General features: G+C 51.0%; 23 protein-coding genes. 9 read left to right on the plus strand and 14 right to left on the minus strand.

Annotated elements, in window-relative coordinates:
• Positions 1-5 precede the first annotated feature (5 nt).
• Together ACSHSR_RS01905 and ACSHSR_RS01910 are read left to right on the plus strand one after the other, a co-directional pair.
• Positions 6-713, plus strand: coding sequence for a M48 family metallopeptidase (locus ACSHSR_RS01905; RefSeq protein ID WP_479631203.1), 708 nt, complete (start codon positions 6-8; stop codon positions 711-713).
• A 21-nt stretch (positions 714-734) separates the two neighbouring features.
• Positions 735-1,118: a hypothetical protein gene (locus ACSHSR_RS01910; RefSeq protein WP_479631204.1), complete on the plus strand. Its 384-nt coding sequence runs from the start codon at positions 735-737 to the stop codon at positions 1,116-1,118.
• Positions 1,119-1,248: 130 nt separating this feature from the next.
• On the opposite strand, the gene ACSHSR_RS01915 is transcribed toward ACSHSR_RS01910, so the two are convergent.
• The 7 genes from ACSHSR_RS01915 to ACSHSR_RS01945 all read right to left on the minus strand — a co-directional run bounded on the left by ACSHSR_RS01915 (position 1,249) and on the right by ACSHSR_RS01945 (position 6,976).
• A complete protein-coding gene (locus ACSHSR_RS01915) occupies positions 1,249-1,908 on the minus strand; it encodes an HGGxSTG domain-containing protein (RefSeq protein ID WP_479631205.1) in 660 nt (219 codons plus the stop codon).
• A 227-nt stretch (positions 1,909-2,135) separates the two neighbouring features.
• A complete protein-coding gene (locus ACSHSR_RS01920) occupies positions 2,136-3,005 on the minus strand; it encodes a YagK/YfjJ domain-containing protein (RefSeq protein ID WP_479631206.1) in 870 nt (289 codons plus the stop codon).
• Positions 3,006-3,207: 202 nt separating this feature from the next.
• Positions 3,208-3,468: a helix-turn-helix transcriptional regulator gene (locus ACSHSR_RS01925; protein ID WP_479631207.1), complete on the minus strand. Its 261-nt coding sequence runs from the start codon at positions 3,466-3,468 to the stop codon at positions 3,208-3,210.
• Entirely contained in the window at positions 3,458-3,685 is a 228-nt protein-coding gene (locus tag ACSHSR_RS01930; protein ID WP_418076180.1) for a helix-turn-helix transcriptional regulator, read from the minus strand. Before ACSHSR_RS01930 ends, ACSHSR_RS01925 begins: the two co-directional genes overlap by 11 nt.
• A gap of 100 nt (positions 3,686-3,785) precedes the next feature.
• Complete coding sequence (locus ACSHSR_RS01935; RefSeq protein WP_479631208.1) at positions 3,786-4,634, minus strand: hypothetical protein; 849 nt, start codon at positions 4,632-4,634, stop codon at positions 3,786-3,788.
• 11 nt (positions 4,635-4,645) lie between these two features.
• Positions 4,646-5,911 carry a tyrosine-type recombinase/integrase gene (locus ACSHSR_RS01940; RefSeq protein ID WP_418076182.1) on the minus strand — a complete coding sequence of 422 codons (1,266 nt, stop codon included), beginning with the start codon at positions 5,909-5,911 and terminating at the stop codon, positions 4,646-4,648.
• A gap of 201 nt (positions 5,912-6,112) precedes the next feature.
• Positions 6,113-6,976 (minus strand): YicC/YloC family endoribonuclease, encoded by an 864-nt coding sequence (locus tag ACSHSR_RS01945; RefSeq protein ID WP_045283620.1) that lies wholly within the window; start codon positions 6,974-6,976, stop codon positions 6,113-6,115.
• A gap of 180 nt (positions 6,977-7,156) precedes the next feature.
• Here ACSHSR_RS01945 and rph point away from each other — a divergent pair, with 180 nt between their 5' ends.
• Positions 7,157-7,870: a ribonuclease PH gene (gene rph, locus ACSHSR_RS01950; RefSeq protein WP_025010865.1), complete on the plus strand. Its 714-nt coding sequence runs from the start codon at positions 7,157-7,159 to the stop codon at positions 7,868-7,870.
• Positions 7,871-7,975: 105 nt separating this feature from the next.
• A complete protein-coding gene (gene pyrE, locus ACSHSR_RS01955) occupies positions 7,976-8,617 on the plus strand; it encodes an orotate phosphoribosyltransferase (RefSeq protein ID WP_025010866.1) in 642 nt (213 codons plus the stop codon).
• Between the two features lie 102 nt (positions 8,618-8,719).
• Here pyrE and folE read toward each other — a convergent pair whose 3' ends face one another.
• From folE to coaBC, 5 genes are all read right to left on the minus strand, one after another.
• On the minus strand, positions 8,720-9,370 hold the full coding sequence (folE, locus tag ACSHSR_RS01960; protein ID WP_025010867.1) for a GTP cyclohydrolase I FolE: 651 nt from the start codon (positions 9,368-9,370) through the stop codon (positions 8,720-8,722).
• A gap of 192 nt (positions 9,371-9,562) precedes the next feature.
• On the minus strand, positions 9,563-11,533 hold the full coding sequence (locus ACSHSR_RS01965; protein WP_123115546.1) for an alpha/beta hydrolase family protein: 1,971 nt from the start codon (positions 11,531-11,533) through the stop codon (positions 9,563-9,565).
• 129 nt (positions 11,534-11,662) lie between these two features.
• Complete coding sequence (gene slmA / locus ACSHSR_RS01970) at positions 11,663-12,256, minus strand: nucleoid occlusion factor SlmA (protein WP_025010868.1); 594 nt, start codon at positions 12,254-12,256, stop codon at positions 11,663-11,665.
• A 24-nt stretch (positions 12,257-12,280) separates the two neighbouring features.
• Positions 12,281-12,739, minus strand: coding sequence for a dUTP diphosphatase (gene dut, locus ACSHSR_RS01975; protein WP_025888140.1), 459 nt, complete (start codon positions 12,737-12,739; stop codon positions 12,281-12,283).
• Positions 12,736-13,932 carry a bifunctional phosphopantothenoylcysteine decarboxylase/phosphopantothenate--cysteine ligase CoaBC gene (gene coaBC / locus ACSHSR_RS01980; RefSeq protein ID WP_479631501.1) on the minus strand — a complete coding sequence of 399 codons (1,197 nt, stop codon included), beginning with the start codon at positions 13,930-13,932 and terminating at the stop codon, positions 12,736-12,738. Before coaBC ends, dut begins: the two co-directional genes overlap by 4 nt.
• A gap of 128 nt (positions 13,933-14,060) precedes the next feature.
• Between coaBC and radC the strand changes: the two genes are divergently transcribed.
• From radC to ACSHSR_RS02005, 5 genes are all read left to right on the plus strand, one after another.
• Positions 14,061-14,738, plus strand: coding sequence for a RadC family protein (gene radC, locus ACSHSR_RS01985; RefSeq protein ID WP_093983855.1), 678 nt, complete (start codon positions 14,061-14,063; stop codon positions 14,736-14,738).
• A gap of 122 nt (positions 14,739-14,860) precedes the next feature.
• A complete protein-coding gene (gene rpmB, locus ACSHSR_RS01990; protein ID WP_028769274.1) occupies positions 14,861-15,097 on the plus strand; it encodes a 50S ribosomal protein L28 in 237 nt (78 codons plus the stop codon).
• Positions 15,098-15,103: 6 nt separating this feature from the next.
• Positions 15,104-15,277, plus strand: coding sequence for a 50S ribosomal protein L33 (gene rpmG / locus ACSHSR_RS01995; RefSeq protein WP_025010872.1), 174 nt, complete (start codon positions 15,104-15,106; stop codon positions 15,275-15,277).
• Positions 15,278-15,758: 481 nt separating this feature from the next.
• Positions 15,759-17,078 (plus strand): amino-acid N-acetyltransferase, encoded by a 1,320-nt coding sequence (gene argA / locus ACSHSR_RS02000; protein WP_221051594.1) that lies wholly within the window; start codon positions 15,759-15,761, stop codon positions 17,076-17,078.
• Positions 17,079-17,193: 115 nt separating this feature from the next.
• Positions 17,194-17,724 (plus strand): PH domain-containing protein, encoded by a 531-nt coding sequence (locus ACSHSR_RS02005; protein ID WP_219012714.1) that lies wholly within the window; start codon positions 17,194-17,196, stop codon positions 17,722-17,724.
• A 53-nt stretch (positions 17,725-17,777) separates the two neighbouring features.
• Here ACSHSR_RS02005 and rarD read toward each other — a convergent pair whose 3' ends face one another.
• Both rarD and ACSHSR_RS02015 read right to left on the minus strand, forming a co-directional pair.
• On the minus strand, positions 17,778-18,662 hold the full coding sequence (gene rarD / locus ACSHSR_RS02010; RefSeq protein ID WP_025888142.1) for an EamA family transporter RarD: 885 nt from the start codon (positions 18,660-18,662) through the stop codon (positions 17,778-17,780).
• Positions 18,663-18,768: 106 nt separating this feature from the next.
• Positions 18,769-19,233, minus strand: coding sequence for a thioesterase family protein (locus tag ACSHSR_RS02015; protein WP_025888143.1), 465 nt, complete (start codon positions 19,231-19,233; stop codon positions 18,769-18,771).
• Positions 19,234-19,244: the final 11 nt, after the last annotated feature.

Genomic DNA, 19,244 nt, shown 5'->3' on the forward strand with positions numbered 1-19,244 from the left:
AAGGAATGCAAGACAGTGACGTGATCAAACAAGCGGGCTACGAGGTAAAGGTTGTTCGCACTGCGCGCCGCAAGTCAGCCACGATTAAAGTGGAAGAGGGCGTTGTCGCCGTTGTGGTGCCCAAAACGCTCCCCATGGAGAAAATCCACCAGCTGGTGGCCGCTAAACATCAATGGATTTTAGAGAAGCTCGCTATTCATGCCGAAGCACGGCCATCGCGTGGTAAAGAGTACGTGTCTGGTGAAGCCTTTCCTTATCTTGGCCGAAACTACCGCCTAAAAGTGGTTCAGGGCAAAGTGACGCCAACCCGGTTAGTCAACGGCAAGATCACTGTAACTGTGCCTGAATATGCCAAGCAAGAGACGTTTGTTCGCCGTTCGCTGACTCATTGGTACAAGCGCAATGCGGATAAGAAAATCCGCGAAAAGGTCGAGCGCTATCAGTCGGTAGTGGGCGTAGAAACGGCTGTAGTGCGTATCAAAGACTTTAAGAGTCGTTGGGGTAGTTGTACCCCCTATGGTGACTTAGAGTTCAACTGGCTGATTGTGTTAGCCCCTAACCGAATCGTTGATTATGTGGTGGTGCATGAGCTTTGCCATTTGTTGCACCATGATCACTCACCGCAATTCTGGCGCGAGGTAGAGCGCGTTATGCCTGATTACCGAGAGTGTAAGGCGTGGTTGCGAGATAACGCCCAACTGCTGGTGATGTAATTACTTAAATGGAGGTGGAGGATGGCGTTAGTTAAGCTGCTAGTGACTGGTGACATCGACGTGTTTGTGCTGATGGCTAAGCCTTGCGGTACACGTCAGTCTTACGTAAAGGAGATCGACTCTGCGTACATTTTTGAGTCTACACCAGCTGAGTGCATTCAAAGTCTATCTAATATTCTTGATGGCAGCTATCTGAATAGCCATATACCTCATGAGGCAGGATCTCCGATTATTTGCTCGATAAGTACGATGATGGGGATTTTGCAAGGCATGGGTTATGAGGTCACGCCTGATGAAAATTACAATACGATGCTCCAACAGGCCGCCATACCTCTCACGAATGCGCAGAAGAGAGCTAGATTGGCTGATATTAAGAAAGAGCGCGAGCAGGGCTTAGTTTATTAACGGTTTGGCTCAACGAAGGTATTAATTGTACTAGCTCAAATCTAATCTGATGAAGACACCAGAAATCAGGGTAACTGTCAGAACGGGTCATTTTATGGGGACAGTAGGGATACTCATTGACCGCTTAAACTTAAATATCGTCCCATAACGCCCTTTGACGTTTTTTAAATTGTTTTTTCCATGCTCGAATATGAGGGGCTTCTCGTACTCTGCTGTTGAAGCTAAAATCTCGCTTACGCATCGAGCGAATATCCCATTTCATATGTTCTTGATGCTGAGTTTTGGTGAGGCCATTCGGTTTAAAAAATGACGGTGGGGACAGCGCTGTGTGAACATGGAAAAATAGGTGTTTGCTCCCGCTCTCTTTGTAGTAATGGTCTAGGGCGGATTGAATCAGTAAGAACGCCACCGCGCCCTCATAATTGGCGATACTGTATTTGAGCATCTCAAGTTCTACGTAGGTGTCTTGAATGATAGCCATGGCTTGCCCATAGGCCTCATGATCGCCGTTATCGCAAAGCTCACCGAGCATGAGATAGGCGTTTACCGCTTTGTAAGCATCTTCCTTTTTGATGCCCCCCAAGAGTACATTGTTGACATGCCACACGACAGAATGAACTATCGGATTAGCGCGTACGGTAAGTTTACCTTGTTTGGTTTTGGGGCCTGTCGAGCGTCCTCCGTGAAGTTTACAGCGACCATTGGTTTTATTGCCGTAACGCTGACAAGGCTTTCCTGAACGTGTCTTAGCCCCACATTTGGGCAAGCTATCTAGCGAGAATTTTGTCATGTGATCTCCTTCGTTGGCTGATCACAACTGTGATTGATTTTTCGGTTCATAGAGTTTGTTATGCCTTTTGAGAATTTCGGTTGCGGCCTGTGATCACTTAACTGCCTATCTGCCCCTCCCCGTTTCTGTACGAGACGGTTTATTGATGCTTGTTAAGTGATCACTTTTTCTTTGATCAAAGAACAGAAGCTGATCATGACTCTTCGGTTCATAGAGTGCCCGAGTGATCAATGAGGGCACAAACGCCTATCAGTAAGAGGATTGATCAGTTGAACGAGGCTAGAGGTTCTTGATGAGATACATTCTTTCAGGAGCTGGGCATTGGATAATTTATCGAACCACCCATATTTGGATGAGGTGGTCTTGGCTGGGGCTAGCGGTGCATTCAGATAAACCTGCTTGCGCTTACTCCGTTCAAACGTGACGTTAGGATCTACCAGCATGAGGTCAGTTGCTGGGTCGAAGCTTGCTGAAGGTTTTAGCTTGTTGCTTATAAAGCTTTTCGCTTTGCCATTAAGCTCTTTGGTACGTTCCTTTGTTAGATAGCTAGTACGGTAAAAGGCTGCCTTAATAGAGGCCTTATCGCCCCGACGAATGATGCAGAAAGGCTTTTTGACGAACACCACCGAGCCCTGAGTTTGAGCTTCCCATAACGTTTTGACCAAAATTTGGAGTGCTGCGGAATGTTTAACCTTATGACCGCTAAGCAAGAGCTCTAGGTGATAGTGCTCTTTGTCAGCGGTGTCTTGCTCTCTAGCGCAGTGATAAATCGCTTTGCATTGATATTTTGTGTTCAGAGTCTTGAGCAAGCTTTTGAGAAACAGAGAAATAGTCTCATTGGTCTCAGAACCAGTCTTAGGGTGTAGATCTATTCGAAAAACTAACACCCTACTGTAATGGCTTAGCATTATCTCGAAGTCTGAAATGATCGTTTTAAGAGTCTTGGTCGATAAGCCTTTGGGTAAACTTTTATAGACTTGGTATGCATGGTTTTTATAGGCAAATAACTCAGTGTTATGGCGGTTAATGAAAAATTGACGAGCTTGGTTTTTCTTACGTATTGCGGTGTTTGAATTGTTAGAGATTAGCTTAGTCATATTAGTTCTCTTGGTTATTTGACTACCGTAGCGTTAGCGAGCTGTATATTCTTTAATATCCGCCGTATTTAGGCGAAGCGCTGCATTGAAAGGCCCGTATGCTGCGGTTTGTAGCTAGTCGGGGCTGTTCTGTAGCTTTAGTTAGATGCTTCAAAGTGTGTCATCTAGAGTTGTTAAAAAGCAGGCCTAAGCCTGCTTGCAATTAGACCCCTAAGCGCCTTTCTAAGCGTTCGTTAAACCACTCATGTATATCTTTAAACAGCCAGCATGAGCGGCCATTCTGGGTCATTGTTGGCTCTGGAAACTTTCCTGATTTAACCCATCGGTATAGTGTCGACCTGCTAATACCAAATACATGTTGGATGTGCTGTTTATAAACAAGCCTTGTATCTTCAATGTACATAGCCAAATGATCGGATTCTTTATCTAGCCTTGGGGCAGTTCTCATTGATTTATTTTGCATAGCAAGCCTCCTTATCTCTGGATTGACGCGTAGCGACCCATTCATTGAGCTCAGACAGGAGCCAACCTACAGCGGTACTTTGTGGATATAGGTGTCGACGTTTGGGAAATAGGCCTTTGCGCTCTAGTGTCCACGCAGTAGTACGTGATATTGACGTGATTGCCCGGCGTTCAGCCTCTCGGACGAAACGGTCTGTTGTTTGATGTGATGAGTTCATACTCGCTCCTGTTTCATACTGTTCAGGAGCGATTTTGGCGGGGTTATAGAAATGGAGATAGACAGTCTACTGAGTAGAGGTGCCTATTTTTTGGATTAACTTATTGTTTAAGCTTGTGATTAAGTTTTCTGGTGATTGTTTGCTCAGTAAATGTTTTGCTCAATTTGGCTTTGACTATAGAAAAACTAGGCTTGGGTTGCTTTAGCTCATTGACGGGTTTCGTGATGTTTTTAAGCCATTTGTTTAGGGTGTCGCACTCTGGTACTCGGTTAGTAAACTTCACTAGCGAGGGGTGCTTATTGTTATCGCCTTTAGATGAATAGTTTTGAAGAACCTCATAGATCGCCTTTGTCACAGTCACTTTCGGGGTACTTATCAAATTAGGGTCACGGTAAAGGTGGTTTGCCATATCTATAACTAAGTCTTTAAGGGCATTGATTGGTTGTGCCTTTGTTTGGCCACCTTTTTGCGTTTGAGTGACAGTGGCTCGGTAACCAGAGTCGGTGTACCTATCGGTAAGTGCTAAAGTATCGTTACTGCCTGCGTAATAGCCAATATACAAAGCGGTTTCGATGAGTCGGTCTATCAGTTTATATATGGGCTCATTTTTTGGGGCTGAGGGTGGTACAAGCTCAGATAACGTTTGGCACTGCGTCATGAAGATATTGATATTTTGACTCACCAACTCGACTTGTGAAGCCGATAGGCGACTTTTATTAGCATATAGTTCATTACCTCGACTCAGTATGAGATTGGTTCTTCGTTCCATAAGCCTGAGTAACTCAATGCCGCCCGCATCGCTGGCTTGGACATTAGCCAAATTGTCGGTATAAAAATCTGTGAGTGTTACATCTAACATTTTCAACTGTTCAGGTACCATTTCAGGCAAAATCATCTGCTTTAGATCATTGATTCGGTCGTTCTTTGTGGTTCTTGGTAAAACAGTCATATATAGCCTAATTAGCTGATCTTGGTATTTGCGAATGAGATGACATTAGCTTGGTTATTGACCATAGGGCTCACTAGCGCGGCCAATTTTTCTAACGCTTCCCGGCGCTCTTCTAGATAATCATGTTGGTTATAAGTGCCCTCTATACCCTTTAGCTTATGGTTCAGGCAGCGCTCTGCGATGTGAGGGGCAACCTTTAGGCTGGCTAGTAAAGTACGGCAGCTGCGTCTGAGGTCATGAATTGTGAAATGGCTTACACCTGCTTTGCCTAGGACATCCTCTGTAGACTTTCCATGGCTATTGAGCTTTTGACCGAAGAGTTTGGCTAGGGCGTGATTGAGAGTATCGTTCGAGATATAGCCTCTGCGCTTACCTACCTTACGCGCAGGGAAAACGTATTCAGAGCCACAAGCGATAACACGCAACTCGTTAAGCCATTCAATAGTAAAATCAGACAGCGGTATCGTGATGCCTACGCCAGTCTTGCTGCGTTCTTCGGGCAAATACCAAAGCTTTTCGTCAAAATCAAATTCGCTCCACTTAGCGGCTATCAGTTCGCCCTTTCTTACGCCAAGGCAAAGCAGCAGCGCTACCGCGAGGTAATTCTCATGGCTAAATGAGGGCTTACTCTCTCTTAGTACAGTGAATACGGTAGCGATTTCATTAAGGGATAACACCCTACTGCGACTCTTCTCAATGCCACCAGCATCGACAGGTTTAAAAGCTGCGGCTGGATTGCCGGAGATGAGGTCTAACTTACATGCATGGTTAAAGAGTTGCTTGCAGCACAGTAGAGTCTTATTGGCCACAGTGGGGCGATTACTCTTAGCCACCTTGTGGATGATCGCTCGAATATCCCGAGCGTTAACGTCTTCGACTCTTAGCTGGCCAATCGTTGGTTTGATATCCTTGGTATACATCCGCTTGGGGATTTCGGGATGCTTTAAACGAACCGCAGTCGTTTGGTACCAATCTTCAAAGAGGTCATTGACCGTTTTGATCGTTTCTTCTTGCTGCCTCTCTCGTTCTGCAAGAGGATCGATTCCTTGCCTAGCTAGCAGTTTGATTTTTGCCGCCTCGGCTTTGGCCTCGACTAAAGACATCGCTGGGTAAACGCCACCATTGGGTACCATTGAACGACGTTTGCCGTTAACGCTGTACCTGACTTCCCAATATGCGACGCCTTCTGTTTGGACTCTGATATAGAGCCCGCCTCCCACAGCTTTACGTCCAAGTTCTTTGCTTTTTAAAAAAGATTTAATTTGCTTATCATTCATGCGGTTAAGTCCAAAATGGTGACTAAACTTAAAAATGGTCTATTTTTGGCCATTTTTAGTGGTTTCAAGCGATTTTAGTCACCACTTTAGTCCCACTTTTTCACAAACAATAGCAAACATTCCCGAACAAGTAAAAACATGGTATTTTGCAAGCTCATGGTTTAAAAGGGGTTTTAAAGCGGTGTTAACCCCCTGAAAACATCATTCGACGTTCTGGATCTGCTCTCGCATCTGCTCAATCAGCACTTTAAGCTCGACTGCGGCGGCGGTGATTTCGCTGCTGATTGATTTGGAGGCCAGGGTGTTGGATTCGCGGTTGAACTCTTGCATCATGAAGTCCAGTCTGCGGCCTTCGCTGCCACCCTTGTTGAGGATCCGGCGGGCTTCGGCCACGTGGGCTTCAAGGCGGTCCATCTCTTCGGCTACGTCCTGTTTTTGGGCCAGCAGTACCATTTCCTGTTCCAATCTGGCCGGGTCCAGTTCGCCCTGGATTTCGGCCAGGCGGTTGCTGAGTTTTTCCCTTTGCCATTCCATGACCTTGGGCATGTGCTCGCGGACTATGGCGACCTGGGCTTCAACGGCATCCAGGCGGGTCAGCAGCATCTCTTTGATGGCGCTGCCTTCACGGCCGCGGGCTTCGATAAACTGATCCACGGCGCCGTCGAAGGCTTTGAGCAGTTCGGCGGCAATGGCATCCATGTCTTGCTCGGATGAGGACATGACCCCTGGCCAGCGCAGAATATCCACCGGGTTGAGCTCACCTTGGCCGGCTTGCTGTTTTACCCAGTTGGCGGCCTGCAACAGTTGCAGTGCCAAGTCCTGATTCATATTCAGCTGGGTACCTTGTTGATCGCTCAGCTCGTAGCGCAGGTTGACTTCTACCTTACCGCGATTGAGACGCTTGCGCAGTCTGTCTCGCAGCACAGGCTCCAGGCTGCGGAACTGTTCCGGCAGGCGCAGATAGGTTTCCAGATATCTCTGGTTGACTGAGCGGATTTCCCAGGAGGCTGTGCCCCAGTCGGCTTTATGCTCGATACGGGCGTAGGCGGTCATGCTGTGGATCATCAGATATTCCAGTTGCTTGAAGACGGGTGTAGCAGAGGATTATAGACAGCTTGCCCCCGGGGTTAAAGTGAAGTGTATACACTTTGTCGGTTCGATACGGATCCGCCATGGCGTCAAGCGCCGCAAGGCCCTATAATATGCAGCCAATTCAGTCCAGACGACAAAATACAGGAATTCACTATGCGTCCCAGCAACAGAACTCCGGCTCAAACCCGCCCCATTTCAATCACTCGCCAGTTTACCGCCCATGCGGAAGGTTCTGTGCTGGTCGAGTTCGGCGATACCAAAGTGCTCTGTACCGCCAGTTTTACCGAAGGGGTGCCGAGATTTCTCAAAGGCCAGGGCCAAGGTTGGGTGACGGCAGAATATGGCATGTTGCCCCGTTCTACCCATAGCCGTATGGATCGCGAAGCGGCCCGGGGCAAGCAGTCTGGTCGTACCCAGGAAATTCAGCGCCTCATCGGCCGTGCTTTGCGCGCTGCTGTGGATATGAAGCTGCTGGGTGAAAACACCATAGTGATCGACTGTGATGTGATTCAGGCCGACGGCGGTACCCGCACCGCAGCCATCACAGGTGCCTGTGTGGCTCTGGTGGATGCGCTTAATTGGGCTCGTGCCAAGGGTATTCTCAAGGCCAATCCGCTCAAGTTCCTTATCGCCGCCGTGAGCGTGGGGATTTTTGAAGGTGAGCCTATCTGTGACCTGGAATATATCGAAGACAGCGCCGCCGAAACCGATATGAACGTGGTGATGACAGAAACCGGCAAGATCATCGAGATCCAGGGCACCGCCGAAGGCGAGCCGTTCAGCCATGAAGAGTTGCTGAGTCTGCTGGAGCTGGCCAAGCATGGCATTCGTGAGATTATCGATGTGCAGAAGGCTGCATTGAGTTAAGTTTTTTTAAGGACCCCATGAGGGTCCTTTTTTTCGTACTCCAGAGAGTACTTGTTCGTACCCGTGAGCCTTAAGGGCTTACCCATAATCACAAGAGGAGAGATCGTGAAAGCCTATCAGCGCGAGTTTATTGAATTTGCCCTTGAGCGTCAGGTGTTGAGATTCGGTGAGTTTACCCTGAAGTCCGGCCGCAAGAGCCCATACTTCTTCAATGCCGGTCTGTTTAACACTGGGCGGGATCTGGCCCGCCTGGGCCGTTTTTATGCTGCTGCGTTGGTGGATGCCGGTATCGACTACGATCTCCTGTTTGGCCCGGCCTACAAGGGGATCCCCATCGCCACAACCACGGCTGTAGCCTTGGCCGAACACCATGATCTGGATATTCCTTACTGCTTTAACCGCAAAGAGAAGAAAGACCACGGCGAAGGCGGCAACCTGGTTGGCAGCGAGCTCAAGGGTAAGGTGATGTTGGTGGATGATGTGATCACCGCAGGTACCGCTATTCGCGAGTCCATGGAGATCATTCAGGCCAATGGCGCGACTCTGGCCGGGGTATTGATTGCCCTCGACCGTCAGGAGAAGGGCAAGGGCGAACTGTCTGCCATTCAGGAAGTGGAGCGCGACTTTGGTTGCCAGATAGTGGCCATCATCAAGCTGGCCGATTTAATTGCCTACTTGGCCGAGAAACCGGGGATGGAGCAGGAGTTGGCCGCCGTTAGCGCCTATCGTGAACAGTATGGTATTTAATGCCACCCAGGATAGAATCTCATCTCTTACAGAAGCTTGAGTAAACTACTGTACAGTCCATAAAAAACGCTGCCTTGGCAGCGTTTTTTTATGGCGGAGAGGCTATTTGGCCTGATGCAGAAACTCGGCGCGGGTGGCCGGGTTGGACTTGAATACGCCGCCAAGAGCCGTAGTGGTGGTGGAGCTGGTGGAATCCATCACACCGCGGGATTTAACGCAGTAATGCACCGCATCCATTTTTACCGCCACATCTTTGGTTTCCAGCAGGGTCTGCAACGCAACCAGTACTTGCTGGGTCAGGCGTTCCTGCACCTGTGGCCGCTGGGCAAAGAAACGCACTATGCGGTTGATCTTCGACAGGCCGATGATCTTCTTCCGCGGCAGATAGGCCACAGTGGCCGTGCCGTCTATGGTCACCAGATGGTGCTCACAGGTGCTGGTGAGGCTGATGTCCTGCACCCGCACCATTTCATCGAAGCCCATCTTGTTGTCTATAACAGTGATCTTGGGGAAGTTGGCATAGTCGAGGCCGGAGAAAATTTCGTCGACATACATCTTGGCGATACGTTTCGGCGTATCCATCAGGCTGTCGTCGCTCAGATCCAGCGACATCAAGGTCAAAATGGCCTTCATATGGGCCTCTATTTTTTCCTTGCGCTCCTCGGCCGACAAGCCACAGGGTACCATGGGGGTCTCGAGTCCTCGCTCCAGGAGCGCGGTCTGAACCATCAAAGCTGCTTCACTCAATGCCATTGTTTTCCTCCGGCGGATAGGCGCCAAGCCAGCGCCTTCCGTTTGTTACTGTCCGCGCAAGCTGTGACGCTTTTCACATTTATCTGCGGGAAGCGGAGGATACCGCTATTTGCTGTAAATTCATACCAGAAAAGCCCCATAGCACGAAAAAAGCCGCTCCCTGGAGAGCGGCTTGGTTTACGGCTGTTCAACTTAAACGCCCAGATTCTGCTTAAGGAAGTTTAGCATTTTCTGATAATAGATGGCTCTGTGGCTTTCATCGTAGAAACCGTGGCCCTCATCATCCATGATGATTTTCTGGTAGGGGTAGTTACGCTTCTTGAGCGCATCTTCCAGGGCTTCAAACTGCTCTATGGGGGCGCGCTCATCATTGCCACCGTGTACCAACAGCAGATTGGCCTTGAGCTTGTCGACGTTGCGAGTGGGCGACATGGCACGCAGCACGGCTTGATCCTGACCAAGCACAGTTCGCAGGTAGCTGGTCCCCGAGTCACGTTCCTGCACGTCACCTTCTTTAAACATCATTTCCAGGTCGTACACCCCGGCAAAGCCGATGGCACACTTGAACAGATCCGGCTCCATGACCGAGCTTTGCAGCGCGCTGTAGCCGCCAAAGCTGCCGCCGACGATACAGATGCGCTGCTTGTCCACTATGCCTTGGTCTATCAGATGGCGGGTGGCGTCTATGATGTCGTACTGAATTTCACTGCCCCACTTGCGGTAGCCCGCTTGCTGGAAGGCTTCGCCATAACCACCCGAACCGCGGAAGTTAACCTGCAATACGGCTATGCCCTGATTGGCCAGCATCTGGTTTTGAGGATCAAAGCCCCAGCTGTCCCTGACATAGTGTGGGCCGCCGTGCGGGTTGACCACCAGAGGCAACTGCTTGGGATCTTTGCCGGGAGGCAAGGTCAAATAGGCCTGAATTGTCATGCCGTCACGCACCTTGATATCCATGGGTTTCACTTCGGCCATTTGGGCCGGATCTATGCTTTCCATGGTACGCAGCAGGTGTCTGAGTTTGACCGCTTTAGTGTCAAACAGATAGTAGTCGCCCGGGTTGCGGTCGTTGAAGGCCAGAATGACCATCTTGTCGGCGTTACGGGTCTCGCTGACGATGCGCACCTGGTGCCCCGGCAGGCTGGCCAACAGTTGCTTCAGATACACGGCATGCTGATCTTCAGAGTCAACAAAGGCGTAGGTTGGGTAACCGTTGGCAAATTCCACCGCGTAGAGCTGTTTGTTCTGGCCGTTGATCCAGAAGTTGTCCGGCTCGACTCTGGCATCACTGACTATCTGCTGTTTTTCACCGGTTTTCAGGTTGACCCGATATACGGCCTTGGGCTCACCGGCCAGGGAGGCGGAGGCATAGACACTGTTGGGATCTTCGGTAAAGGAGATAGGGGTAAAGTCCTTCAGACCTATGTTCAGCTTGTCTGTGTCAATCCATTCGCCGTCGTTACGGTAGAAAATCCGGGTGTTGTTGCTTCTGTCCTGACCGGCAACAAAGCGCACTTCACCGTCATCATCTGTCATGAAGCTGGCCATACCTATGGGAGAGCGGGTGATTTTCTTGCGGGTGCCGCGGTAGACATCAACCTGATAGACATCCTGCAACTGTTCATAATCCAGGCTGCGACCGCCGTTCCAGGGGATGGCGTTGACCAACATGTAGCGGTCATCATCCGGCAAGGGATCGAGTACATAGGCCGTGGCCTGGATAGCGGTGTTTTTCTTCAGGTGGGAACCGGTTTGCTGCTGGCCCGAATTGTAACCGAACAGATAGGCGGCCTTGGAGCCATCGGCATTCACCGCCATCAACTCACCATAGTAGAGCGGGCGATCATCCCAGCCCTTGAGGTATTCCTTGGCGACCACGACACGTTCATCGTTGACCCAGGAATAACTGCCCACTTGGGCATTGCCCGGGAAATAAACAATGTGCTTGGCACTGAGATCTTCAGTATTGAGGATCAGTAGCTTATCTTTTCCTTCGTGATTCATGATCACGCTGAGATAGTCACCTGAGGGGGAGATTTTGACATTGGTGTATTGCGCACCCTGGCTGAAAATTTCTGCCGGCGTGGGTGCTTGATTGCTCTGGGCCAAAGCGAGAGTGGGTGCCAGCAGTAACGTGCTAGCCAACAAAGGTTGGAACTTCATTTGACATCCTTGTATTTATTATTGGCAGTTTATGTTTGTTTGATGTTAATGAAATGCTTGGGTTTGGACAAGGCTAAATCCATAAAAAAAGGACGGTTTTTACCGTCCTTGATCTCGAAAACAGGGGGCTCAGCTCTGTAATAACTGGCTTTGAATAAACTGCCACTGCTCCTCGAAGTGAGCCGTTGGCTTGAGCTTGAATTCACTGCGAACAAACTGGGCAATACGGCCTTCGGCCACGGCCAACAGCAGGTTTGCCAGAATGGCTTCATCCAGGGCGAATTTTTGCCCTTCTCGCAGGGATTTTTCCCGCAGGATCTGCTTCAGGTGGGTTTCCAACTTGGCAAACAACAGGTTGATCCGCTCTCTGAGCCGCTCATTTTCGCCCAGCAGGGCATCACCGCTCAGTACCCGGGAGATCCCTGGGTTGCGCTCGGCAAACACCAATAACAGCTGCAGTGCCTGTTGGCAGCGTTTCATGGTGTCTTTCTCCTCATCCATGATGAGGTTGATGCGTGACAGCAGAGAGTCTTCAATAAACTCAATCAGGCCTTCAAACATCCGCGCCTTGCTGGGAAAGTGGCGATAGAGCGCCGCTTCCGACACGCCAACTTCCGAGGCCAGCTTGGCGGTGGTAATCCTTTGCCCCGGATTGGTTTCCAGCATTCTGGCAAGGGATTGGAGTATGTGTTCACGACGATTGATTTTTTCTTTTACAGCCATGTTTCGCTCTGTCAGTGGCAGGAATTATTGAGTGCCTGAATGGCCGAAGCCACCTTCGCCTCTGTCCGAGGTGTCAAATTCATCCACCAGTTTGAACTGGGCTTGAACGACGGGCACAAACACCAATTGGGCCAAGCGGTCACCTATCTCCAAGGTGAAAGGTGTCTGGCTGCGGTTCCAGCAGGAAACCATCAGCGGGCCTTGATAGTCAGAGTCGATCAGGCCGACCAGGTTGCCGAGTACTATGCCGTTTTTGTGGCCCAGACCCGAGCGGGGCAGGATCACCGCCGCCAGAGAAGGGTCGGCCACATGAACCGCAATTCCGGTCGGGATCAATACAGTTTCACCCGGGGCTATGGTGATGCTGGTGTCCAGCATGGCGCGTAGATCCATGCCGGCACTGCCTGGGGTCGCATAGCTTGGCAGCGGAAATTCACTGCCAATACGCGAGTCGAGAATTTTCAGTTCTATGGGTGTTTTCATGAGTTGTTTTTATGCTTCGCTATCAGGATCAGCAACTGTTTGGCCAGGCTCAACTTGTCGGTGGCCGGCAGTTCATCACAACCTGTTGCAGAAAATACTTTCAGGGCATTCCGGTCGGCGTTGAAACCCTGACCCGGAACAGACACATCGTTGGCGGCAATCATATCGAGTTTCTTGCGCTTGAGCTTGTCACGCGCATAGGTCTCCACCTCATGGGTTTCTGCCGCAAAACCCACGGTAAAGGGCCGGATAGGATGGCTGGCGACCGTTGCCAGAATATCCGGGTTACGCACCAGTGCCAATGCCATGGTTTCGGAAGATTTTTTTATCTTGGCTTCGGCGACATCGGCGACACGATAGTCTGCCACTGCGGCGCAGCCAATAAAAATATCCTGCTGTTCAACCCTTTGCATCACGGCATCGAGCATCTCTTTGGCCGATTGCACATCGACTCGGGTCACCCCTGCCGGGGTCGCCAAATTAACCGGGCCGCTGACCAGAGTCACTTCGGCGCCCATCTGCGCCGCTGCGGTGGCCAGTGCAAACCCCATCTTGCCTGAGCTGTGGTTGGAAATATAACGCACAGGATCTATCGCTTCGCGGGTCGGTCCGGCAGTCAGCAGCAGCTTTTGGCCTGCCAACAGCTGTGGCTCAATGCAAGCGGCGGCTCGCTGGGCGATATCATTGGGTTCCAGCATACGCCCCGGGCCGACTTCACCACAGGCTTGGCTGCCGCTATCTGGGCCCCAGATACCATAGCCGCGCTCGGCCAGCACCTTGAGGTTCTCCTGAGTTGCTACGTTTTGGTACATCTGTTGGTTCATCGCCGGGCAGAGCACCACCTTAGCCGCCGTTGCCAGGCAGGTGGTGGTGATCAGTTCATCGGCCATACCGGCACGAATACGGGCCAACAGGTTGGCGGTTGCGGGGGCAATGATAACCAGATCGGCCCAGCGGGCCAATTCGATATGTCCCATGGCAGCCTCGGCCGCAGGATCCAGCAGATCTGAGGCCACAGGATGGCCGGATAACGCCTGCAAGGTCAGCGGGGTAATGAATTCCATGGCGCTCTGGCTCATGACGACCCTGACTTCGGCACCTCTGTCCAGCAGGCGCCGCACCAGATCGGCACTCTTGTAGGCGGCAATGCCACCGCCAATCCCCAAGAGGATTTTTTTATGCTTCAGGCTCATAGAGACAATCAACTGATGGTAATTGGCGGCTAAGATATCACAAAGCTCCCCCGACTTGGCAGGATGCAGCTTCAAAAATCTCGACCATAATTGAAACAAAGTATAGGGCACAGGGATGGGAGCCAAGGATGGGGATCAGAGACTGGCCAACGGGCGAGGGACCGAGGGAAAAGTTGTTGCAGCAGGGAGCCAAGGGCCTGAGTGATGCCGAGTTACTGGCAGTATTGCTGCGTAACGGCCTGGCGGGGCAGAGTGCGGTCGAATTGGCCAGAGATTTGCTCGCGGCATTCGGTTCACTGCGGCAACTCTTGGTGGCACCACTGAATCAGGTTGCCCGAATTCCGGGAATGGGACCGGTAAAATATACCCAATTGCAGGCGGCTGCTGAACTTTCGAGGCGAATTTCCCGGGAAAAGCTGCAAAGAGGGGCGGTTTTGACAAATCCGGATTTGACTCGCGACTATTTAATGAGACAATTAGCAGACCGTGCCACCGAGGTGTTTGCGATTCTGTTGCTGGACAGCCAGCACCGAGTGATCCAATTCGTGGAATTATTCCATGGCACCCTGGACTCTGCATCTGTCTACCCACGAGAGGTGGTTAGGCTGGTGCTGGAAAAACAGGCCGCGGCGGTCATAGTTTGCCATAATCACCCGTCCGGCGTGGCTGAGCCCAGCCAGGCTGACAGGCGAATTACTGAGCGGTTGAAATGTGCGCTCGCAACCATAGATGTTTCACTTCTGGATCATATGGTTGTAGGGGATTGCGAGATAGTTTCCTTCGCAGAACGCGGATGGATGGATTGATCCATCGCTTGATCTTTCCTCAGTTATCCTGTATAACATGCGCCCTCTTTGTGCCTCGGGCGACGGCCATACGAGGTACATTAATGCTCGAGCGTTAAAATTGTTTTTTGGAGAAGATTGACATGTCAAGAGTATGCCAAGTTACTGGCAAGCGACCAATGGTTGGTAACAACCGTTCGCACGCAAAAAACGCAACTCGTCGTCGTTTTTTACCTAACCTGCAGAACCACCGTTTCTGGTTAGAAGACGAAAAGCGTTTCGTACAATTGCGCGTTTCTACCAAGGGTATGCGCATTATCGACAAGAAAGGTATCGAAGTCGTTGTTGCTGAACTTCGTGCCCGTGGCGAGAAGGTGTAATAGAAAATGGCTAAAGCTAAAGGCAATCGTGAGAAGATCAAGCTGGTTTCAAGCGCCAAGACTGGTCACTTCTACACTACCGACAAGAACAAGCGTAACATGCCTGAGAAAATGGAGATCAAAAAGTTTGATCCCGTAGTTCGTCAGCACGTTATCTACAAAGAAGCCAAAATCAAGTAATTCACTTGGTATTTGAATTCTTGGAAAGCCCCTCTCGCAGGGGCTTTTTTTTGATTTGAATTTAGCCGCCGCGGCCGTAGTCGAGCCGGTTTGGCTCTCGTTGCCCTTAAGCTTATCTCCTCAGTCACCAAGCAACTGCCTCTATCACCTTCAACCCATTTTAGCCCTGAGTTATTCCGCGTAAGGATCCGGCTGCTGGCCTTCTGCGGTTCAGGTGGATTCATACTTTCTAAACAGATCCCTGCTATACCTTTCTATGCAATCACTTGAACCGCAGCGGCGAATATTTACTCGGTTTGAGTCTCAGGGGGGAAGATGCAGGATATAGCTTACCCTTCATGTGAATAGTTAGAGATTTAAAATAAGTATTTGTGCAAATAAATTCTTTTTAAGTGAATTTAAATGCATTATTATGTTGTCCGTGCCACGGAGGTGGCATTCATTTTATGTCGGCTTTAACGAATGTGAGGTAAATCCCAAGGTGCGTACCACAGAATTGGTTGATGGTTTTCGTCATTCTGCTCCCTATGTCAATGCTCACAGGGGCAAGACATTTGTGGTGATGTTGGGGGGTGAGGCGTTGGCTCAGCCTAAGTTTCGCTCCATCATCAATGATGTTGCTCTGCTGCATAGCCTGGGGATCAAGGTGGTATTGGTCTATGGCGCCCGGCCACAGATAGACGAAGCCTTGGCTAACAATCAGATTGAGCCTGCCTACCATCAAGGCGTGCGGATCACCGATGAAGCCACTCTCAAGGTCATTAAGCAGGTAGCCGGTTCTTTGCAGTTTGATATTACAGCCAGGTTGTCCATGAGCCTGTCGAACACGCCGATGCAGGGCGCACAGATCAACGTGGTCAGTGGTAACTTTGTCATCGCCCAGCCTTTGGGGGTCGACAATGGTATTGACTATTGCCTCTCAGGCAAGGTGCGTCGTATCGATGTTCAGGGACTCAAACGGCAGATGGAAAACAACTGCATTATCCTGATGGGGCCGATAGCGGCTTCAGTCACTGGCGAGAGCTTTAACCTCACCGCCGAAGAAGTGGCGACTCAGGTGGCTATCAAGCTCAAGGCCGACAAGATGATAGGCTTCAGCTCCCAGAATGGTATTTTGGATCGCAACGGTGATGTGATTGCCGAGCTGATGCCCAACGATGCCCAAAAAATTCTCGATAAACTGGTCGGCCAGGGTGAAGGCTGTGTCGGCACCATGGCATTTCTCAAGGCCAGTATTGATGCCTGTCGCAGCGGTGTGCCCCGTTGCCATCTGGTCAGCTATCTGGAAGATGGTGCCCTGTTGCAGGAACTCTTCTCCCGTGAGGGCATAGGTACCCAGATAGTCACAGAGAGTGCCGAGCGCTTGCGGCGCGCATCCATTGCCGATATTGGCGGCATACTCAACCTGATCCGCCCGCTGGAAGAGCAGGGGATCCTGGTGCGTCGCTCCCGTGAGCAACTGGAGATAGAAATAGAGCAGTTTATGCTGATTGAGCGTGATGGCCTGGTGATAGGCTGCGCGGCGCTCTATCCCTTTGAAGAGGACAACGCCGGCGAGTTTGCCTGTCTGGTGGTGCATCCTGACTATCGCGACGCCGATCGCGGTAGCCTGCTGTTGCAGAACATCATAGGCCAGGCCAAGGTGCGTGGTTATTCCAGGCTGTTTGCGCTGACGACCCGCAGCATTCACTGGTTCCTGGAACACGGCTTTGAGCTGGTGGAGGTCGATGCCTTGCCGAATAAGAAGAAGCAGCTCTATAACTACCAGCGTCGCTCCAAAATTTTGGCGCTTGACCTGTAAAAACCAGCCCCGCTCAGCGGGGCTTTTTGTAAGCAGGTATATTCCATTTGTTGACATATTATGTCTTTAACTCCTAAGCTAAGCCCACTTATGCCTATCCATTAAGGAGCAAGAGATGAACAGTGGAAGTTACGAGTTGGCGCCATTGACCGGCATCGCCAGTGGCAGTTTTATCGCCTTGATACTGATGTTGGCTGCCATCTTGCTGCTGATCCGCATTCGGAAGATGCCGGCAACGGCCAAGAGCGCCGCCTCGGGTTTGCTGTTGGTAACACTGGCGGGATCTGTGTGGGTATTTTGGCAGGCGCAGGCATCCAAGGTGGAATTGACGGCTCAAAGCCTGGTGGTCGAGGTGCCATTCTACGGCCAGAGCCTGGCTCCAGAGCATCTGCTTTTCTCAGAGGCGAAAGTGATTAATCTCGGCGATGCCAGCGGCCCCAGGCTTGGCATGCGTACCCAGGGCATAGGTCTGCCCGGTTACACCCTGGGGTGGTATCGGCTCAACGATGGCAGCAAAGCGTTTGTGGTTCTGACGGAAAAAGATAGCGTCTTGTTACTGCCGACCGACCTTGGTTACAGCCTGCTGCTGAGTATGCCCGAGGCGGAGAGTTTGCTTAAGGGACTGGGACAGAACCAGCCGGGATAAACGTTGAATATTGCCAACCGGCCCGGAAACTCCATCCGGCCCGGTTGTGTTTGTTACCTGCGAGAGCGTTTTCGCAGCATATCCAAAGTAAACACCACCAGGGCGGCCCAAATAAAGCCGAAGGTAATACTCTTTTCGATATCGAAGGGTTCATCGAACAGGGTCACTGCCATGATAAACATGATGCTTGGGCCTATGTACTGGAAGAAGCCCAGCATGATCAGCGGGATCCGCACTGCTGCACCGGCAAAGCACAGCAAGGGGATGGTAGTGATGATACCGGCGGCCATCAGCAGCAGGTTGAGATCCCAACTGTTGCTGAGCATATTGGCGCCGGCTTCACCGGTGCCCAGCAGTAAAAAGCCCAGCGCTGCCGGCATTAACACTGCAGTTTCGACCAAAAGGCCAGTCTTGGCGTCGACATTGACCTTCTTGCGCAGCAGGGCGTAGAAACCGAAGGAGGCTGCGAGCCCCAGGGATACCAGCGGAATCGAGCCGAAAGAAACCAGCTGGATCACCACCCCGGCGGCGGCAAGCGTTACCGCCACCCATTGCAGTCTCCCGAGCCGCTCCCCCAGAAACAGCATGCCGAGCAACACATTGAACAGCGGGTTGATAAAGTAGCCCAGGCTGGCATCCAGCATATGATCATTGTTGACCGCCCAGATAAACAGCAGCCAGTTGCCGGCGATAAGAATCGAAGTCAGCAGCAGTACCGCCAACTGTTTCGGGCGCTTGAGCAACAGCCTGAGCTGTCCGAAACCACCGATAAACTGCATCAGGATCCCCATAAAGACGAAGGACCAGATGATGCGGTGCAGCAGGATCTCGGGGGCCGAGACATGATGCAACAACTTGAAGTACAGCGGCGCAAAGCCCCAAAAAATATAGGCGCAAAGGGCGAGAATGACCCCCTTGCGGTATTCGGTTTCAGGCATAGGTACTACACAATGACGAAAAGGAGAGAAGGGCGATTGTAGGGGGCAAAGCCCCTCGGCTCAAGTTATCGACAACAGATTCAGTGTTTGAGTTTTAAACAGCTACTCAGCCGACCATGTAAGTCCCTGTACCAAAAGCGATATGGCTGCCTTTTTCATTATGCAGCTCCATTCGACAGACAGAGACCCTGTTGCCGGCACGGATCACTGTTCCTGTGCCGCTGAAGACTTCTCCCCAGCCGGGGCGCAGATAGTCGATCCTGAGATCTATGGTGCTCAGGGTTTGCAGTCGCTGTTGCAGCTGCTCCACTGTCCAGTTGTCGCGACTGATAACTAAGCCGGAGAATGCCGTTAGGCCGCCAACCACATCCAGCACGGTTGCGGTAACCCCGCCATGGAGTATTTTTTGATGTATGTTGCCGATTAGCTCCGGCTTCATTTTGATCTCCACTTCGACACCAGAGGCGTCGTATCGGCGGATCCCAAGGCCGAGAAGATTGTGAAAAGGCACATGTTTATCAAATACTTCTGCTACCTTGGCGAGTACCTCGGCTTGAATGTCCTGGCTCATAGGGCTTCCTG

The sequence above is a fragment of the Shewanella sp. VK101 genome, from assembly GCF_056497865.1.

Coding starts and splice junctions, on each gene's coding strand:
- ACSHSR_RS01905 (WP_479631203.1), top strand. CDS start 6: ATGCAAGACAGTGACGTGATCAAACAAGCGGGCTACGAGGTAAAGGTT.
- ACSHSR_RS01910 (WP_479631204.1), top strand. CDS start 735: ATGGCGTTAGTTAAGCTGCTAGTGACTGGTGACATCGACGTGTTTGTG.
- ACSHSR_RS01915 (WP_479631205.1), bottom strand. CDS start 1,908: ATGACAAAATTCTCGCTAGATAGCTTGCCCAAATGTGGGGCTAAGACA.
- ACSHSR_RS01920 (WP_479631206.1), bottom strand. CDS start 3,005: ATGACTAAGCTAATCTCTAACAATTCAAACACCGCAATACGTAAGAAA.
- ACSHSR_RS01925 (WP_479631207.1), bottom strand. CDS start 3,468: ATGCAAAATAAATCAATGAGAACTGCCCCAAGGCTAGATAAAGAATCC.
- ACSHSR_RS01930 (WP_418076180.1), bottom strand. CDS start 3,685: ATGAACTCATCACATCAAACAACAGACCGTTTCGTCCGAGAGGCTGAA.
- ACSHSR_RS01935 (WP_479631208.1), bottom strand. CDS start 4,634: ATGACTGTTTTACCAAGAACCACAAAGAACGACCGAATCAATGATCTA.
- ACSHSR_RS01940 (WP_418076182.1), bottom strand. CDS start 5,911: ATGAATGATAAGCAAATTAAATCTTTTTTAAAAAGCAAAGAACTTGGA.
- ACSHSR_RS01945 (WP_045283620.1), bottom strand. CDS start 6,976: ATGATCCACAGCATGACCGCCTACGCCCGTATCGAGCATAAAGCCGAC.
- rph (WP_025010865.1), top strand. CDS start 7,157: ATGCGTCCCAGCAACAGAACTCCGGCTCAAACCCGCCCCATTTCAATC.
- folE (WP_025010867.1), bottom strand. CDS start 9,370: ATGGCATTGAGTGAAGCAGCTTTGATGGTTCAGACCGCGCTCCTGGAG.
- ACSHSR_RS01965 (WP_123115546.1), bottom strand. CDS start 11,533: ATGAAGTTCCAACCTTTGTTGGCTAGCACGTTACTGCTGGCACCCACT.
- slmA (WP_025010868.1), bottom strand. CDS start 12,256: ATGGCTGTAAAAGAAAAAATCAATCGTCGTGAACACATACTCCAATCC.
- dut (WP_025888140.1), bottom strand. CDS start 12,739: ATGAAAACACCCATAGAACTGAAAATTCTCGACTCGCGTATTGGCAGT.
- coaBC (WP_479631501.1), bottom strand. CDS start 13,932: ATGAGCCTGAAGCATAAAAAAATCCTCTTGGGGATTGGCGGTGGCATT.
- radC (WP_093983855.1), top strand. CDS start 14,061: ATGGGGATCAGAGACTGGCCAACGGGCGAGGGACCGAGGGAAAAGTTG.
- rpmB (WP_028769274.1), top strand. CDS start 14,861: ATGTCAAGAGTATGCCAAGTTACTGGCAAGCGACCAATGGTTGGTAAC.
- rpmG (WP_025010872.1), top strand. CDS start 15,104: ATGGCTAAAGCTAAAGGCAATCGTGAGAAGATCAAGCTGGTTTCAAGC.
- ACSHSR_RS02005 (WP_219012714.1), top strand. CDS start 17,194: ATGAACAGTGGAAGTTACGAGTTGGCGCCATTGACCGGCATCGCCAGT.
- rarD (WP_025888142.1), bottom strand. CDS start 18,662: ATGCCTGAAACCGAATACCGCAAGGGGGTCATTCTCGCCCTTTGCGCC.
- ACSHSR_RS02015 (WP_025888143.1), bottom strand. CDS start 19,233: ATGAGCCAGGACATTCAAGCCGAGGTACTCGCCAAGGTAGCAGAAGTA.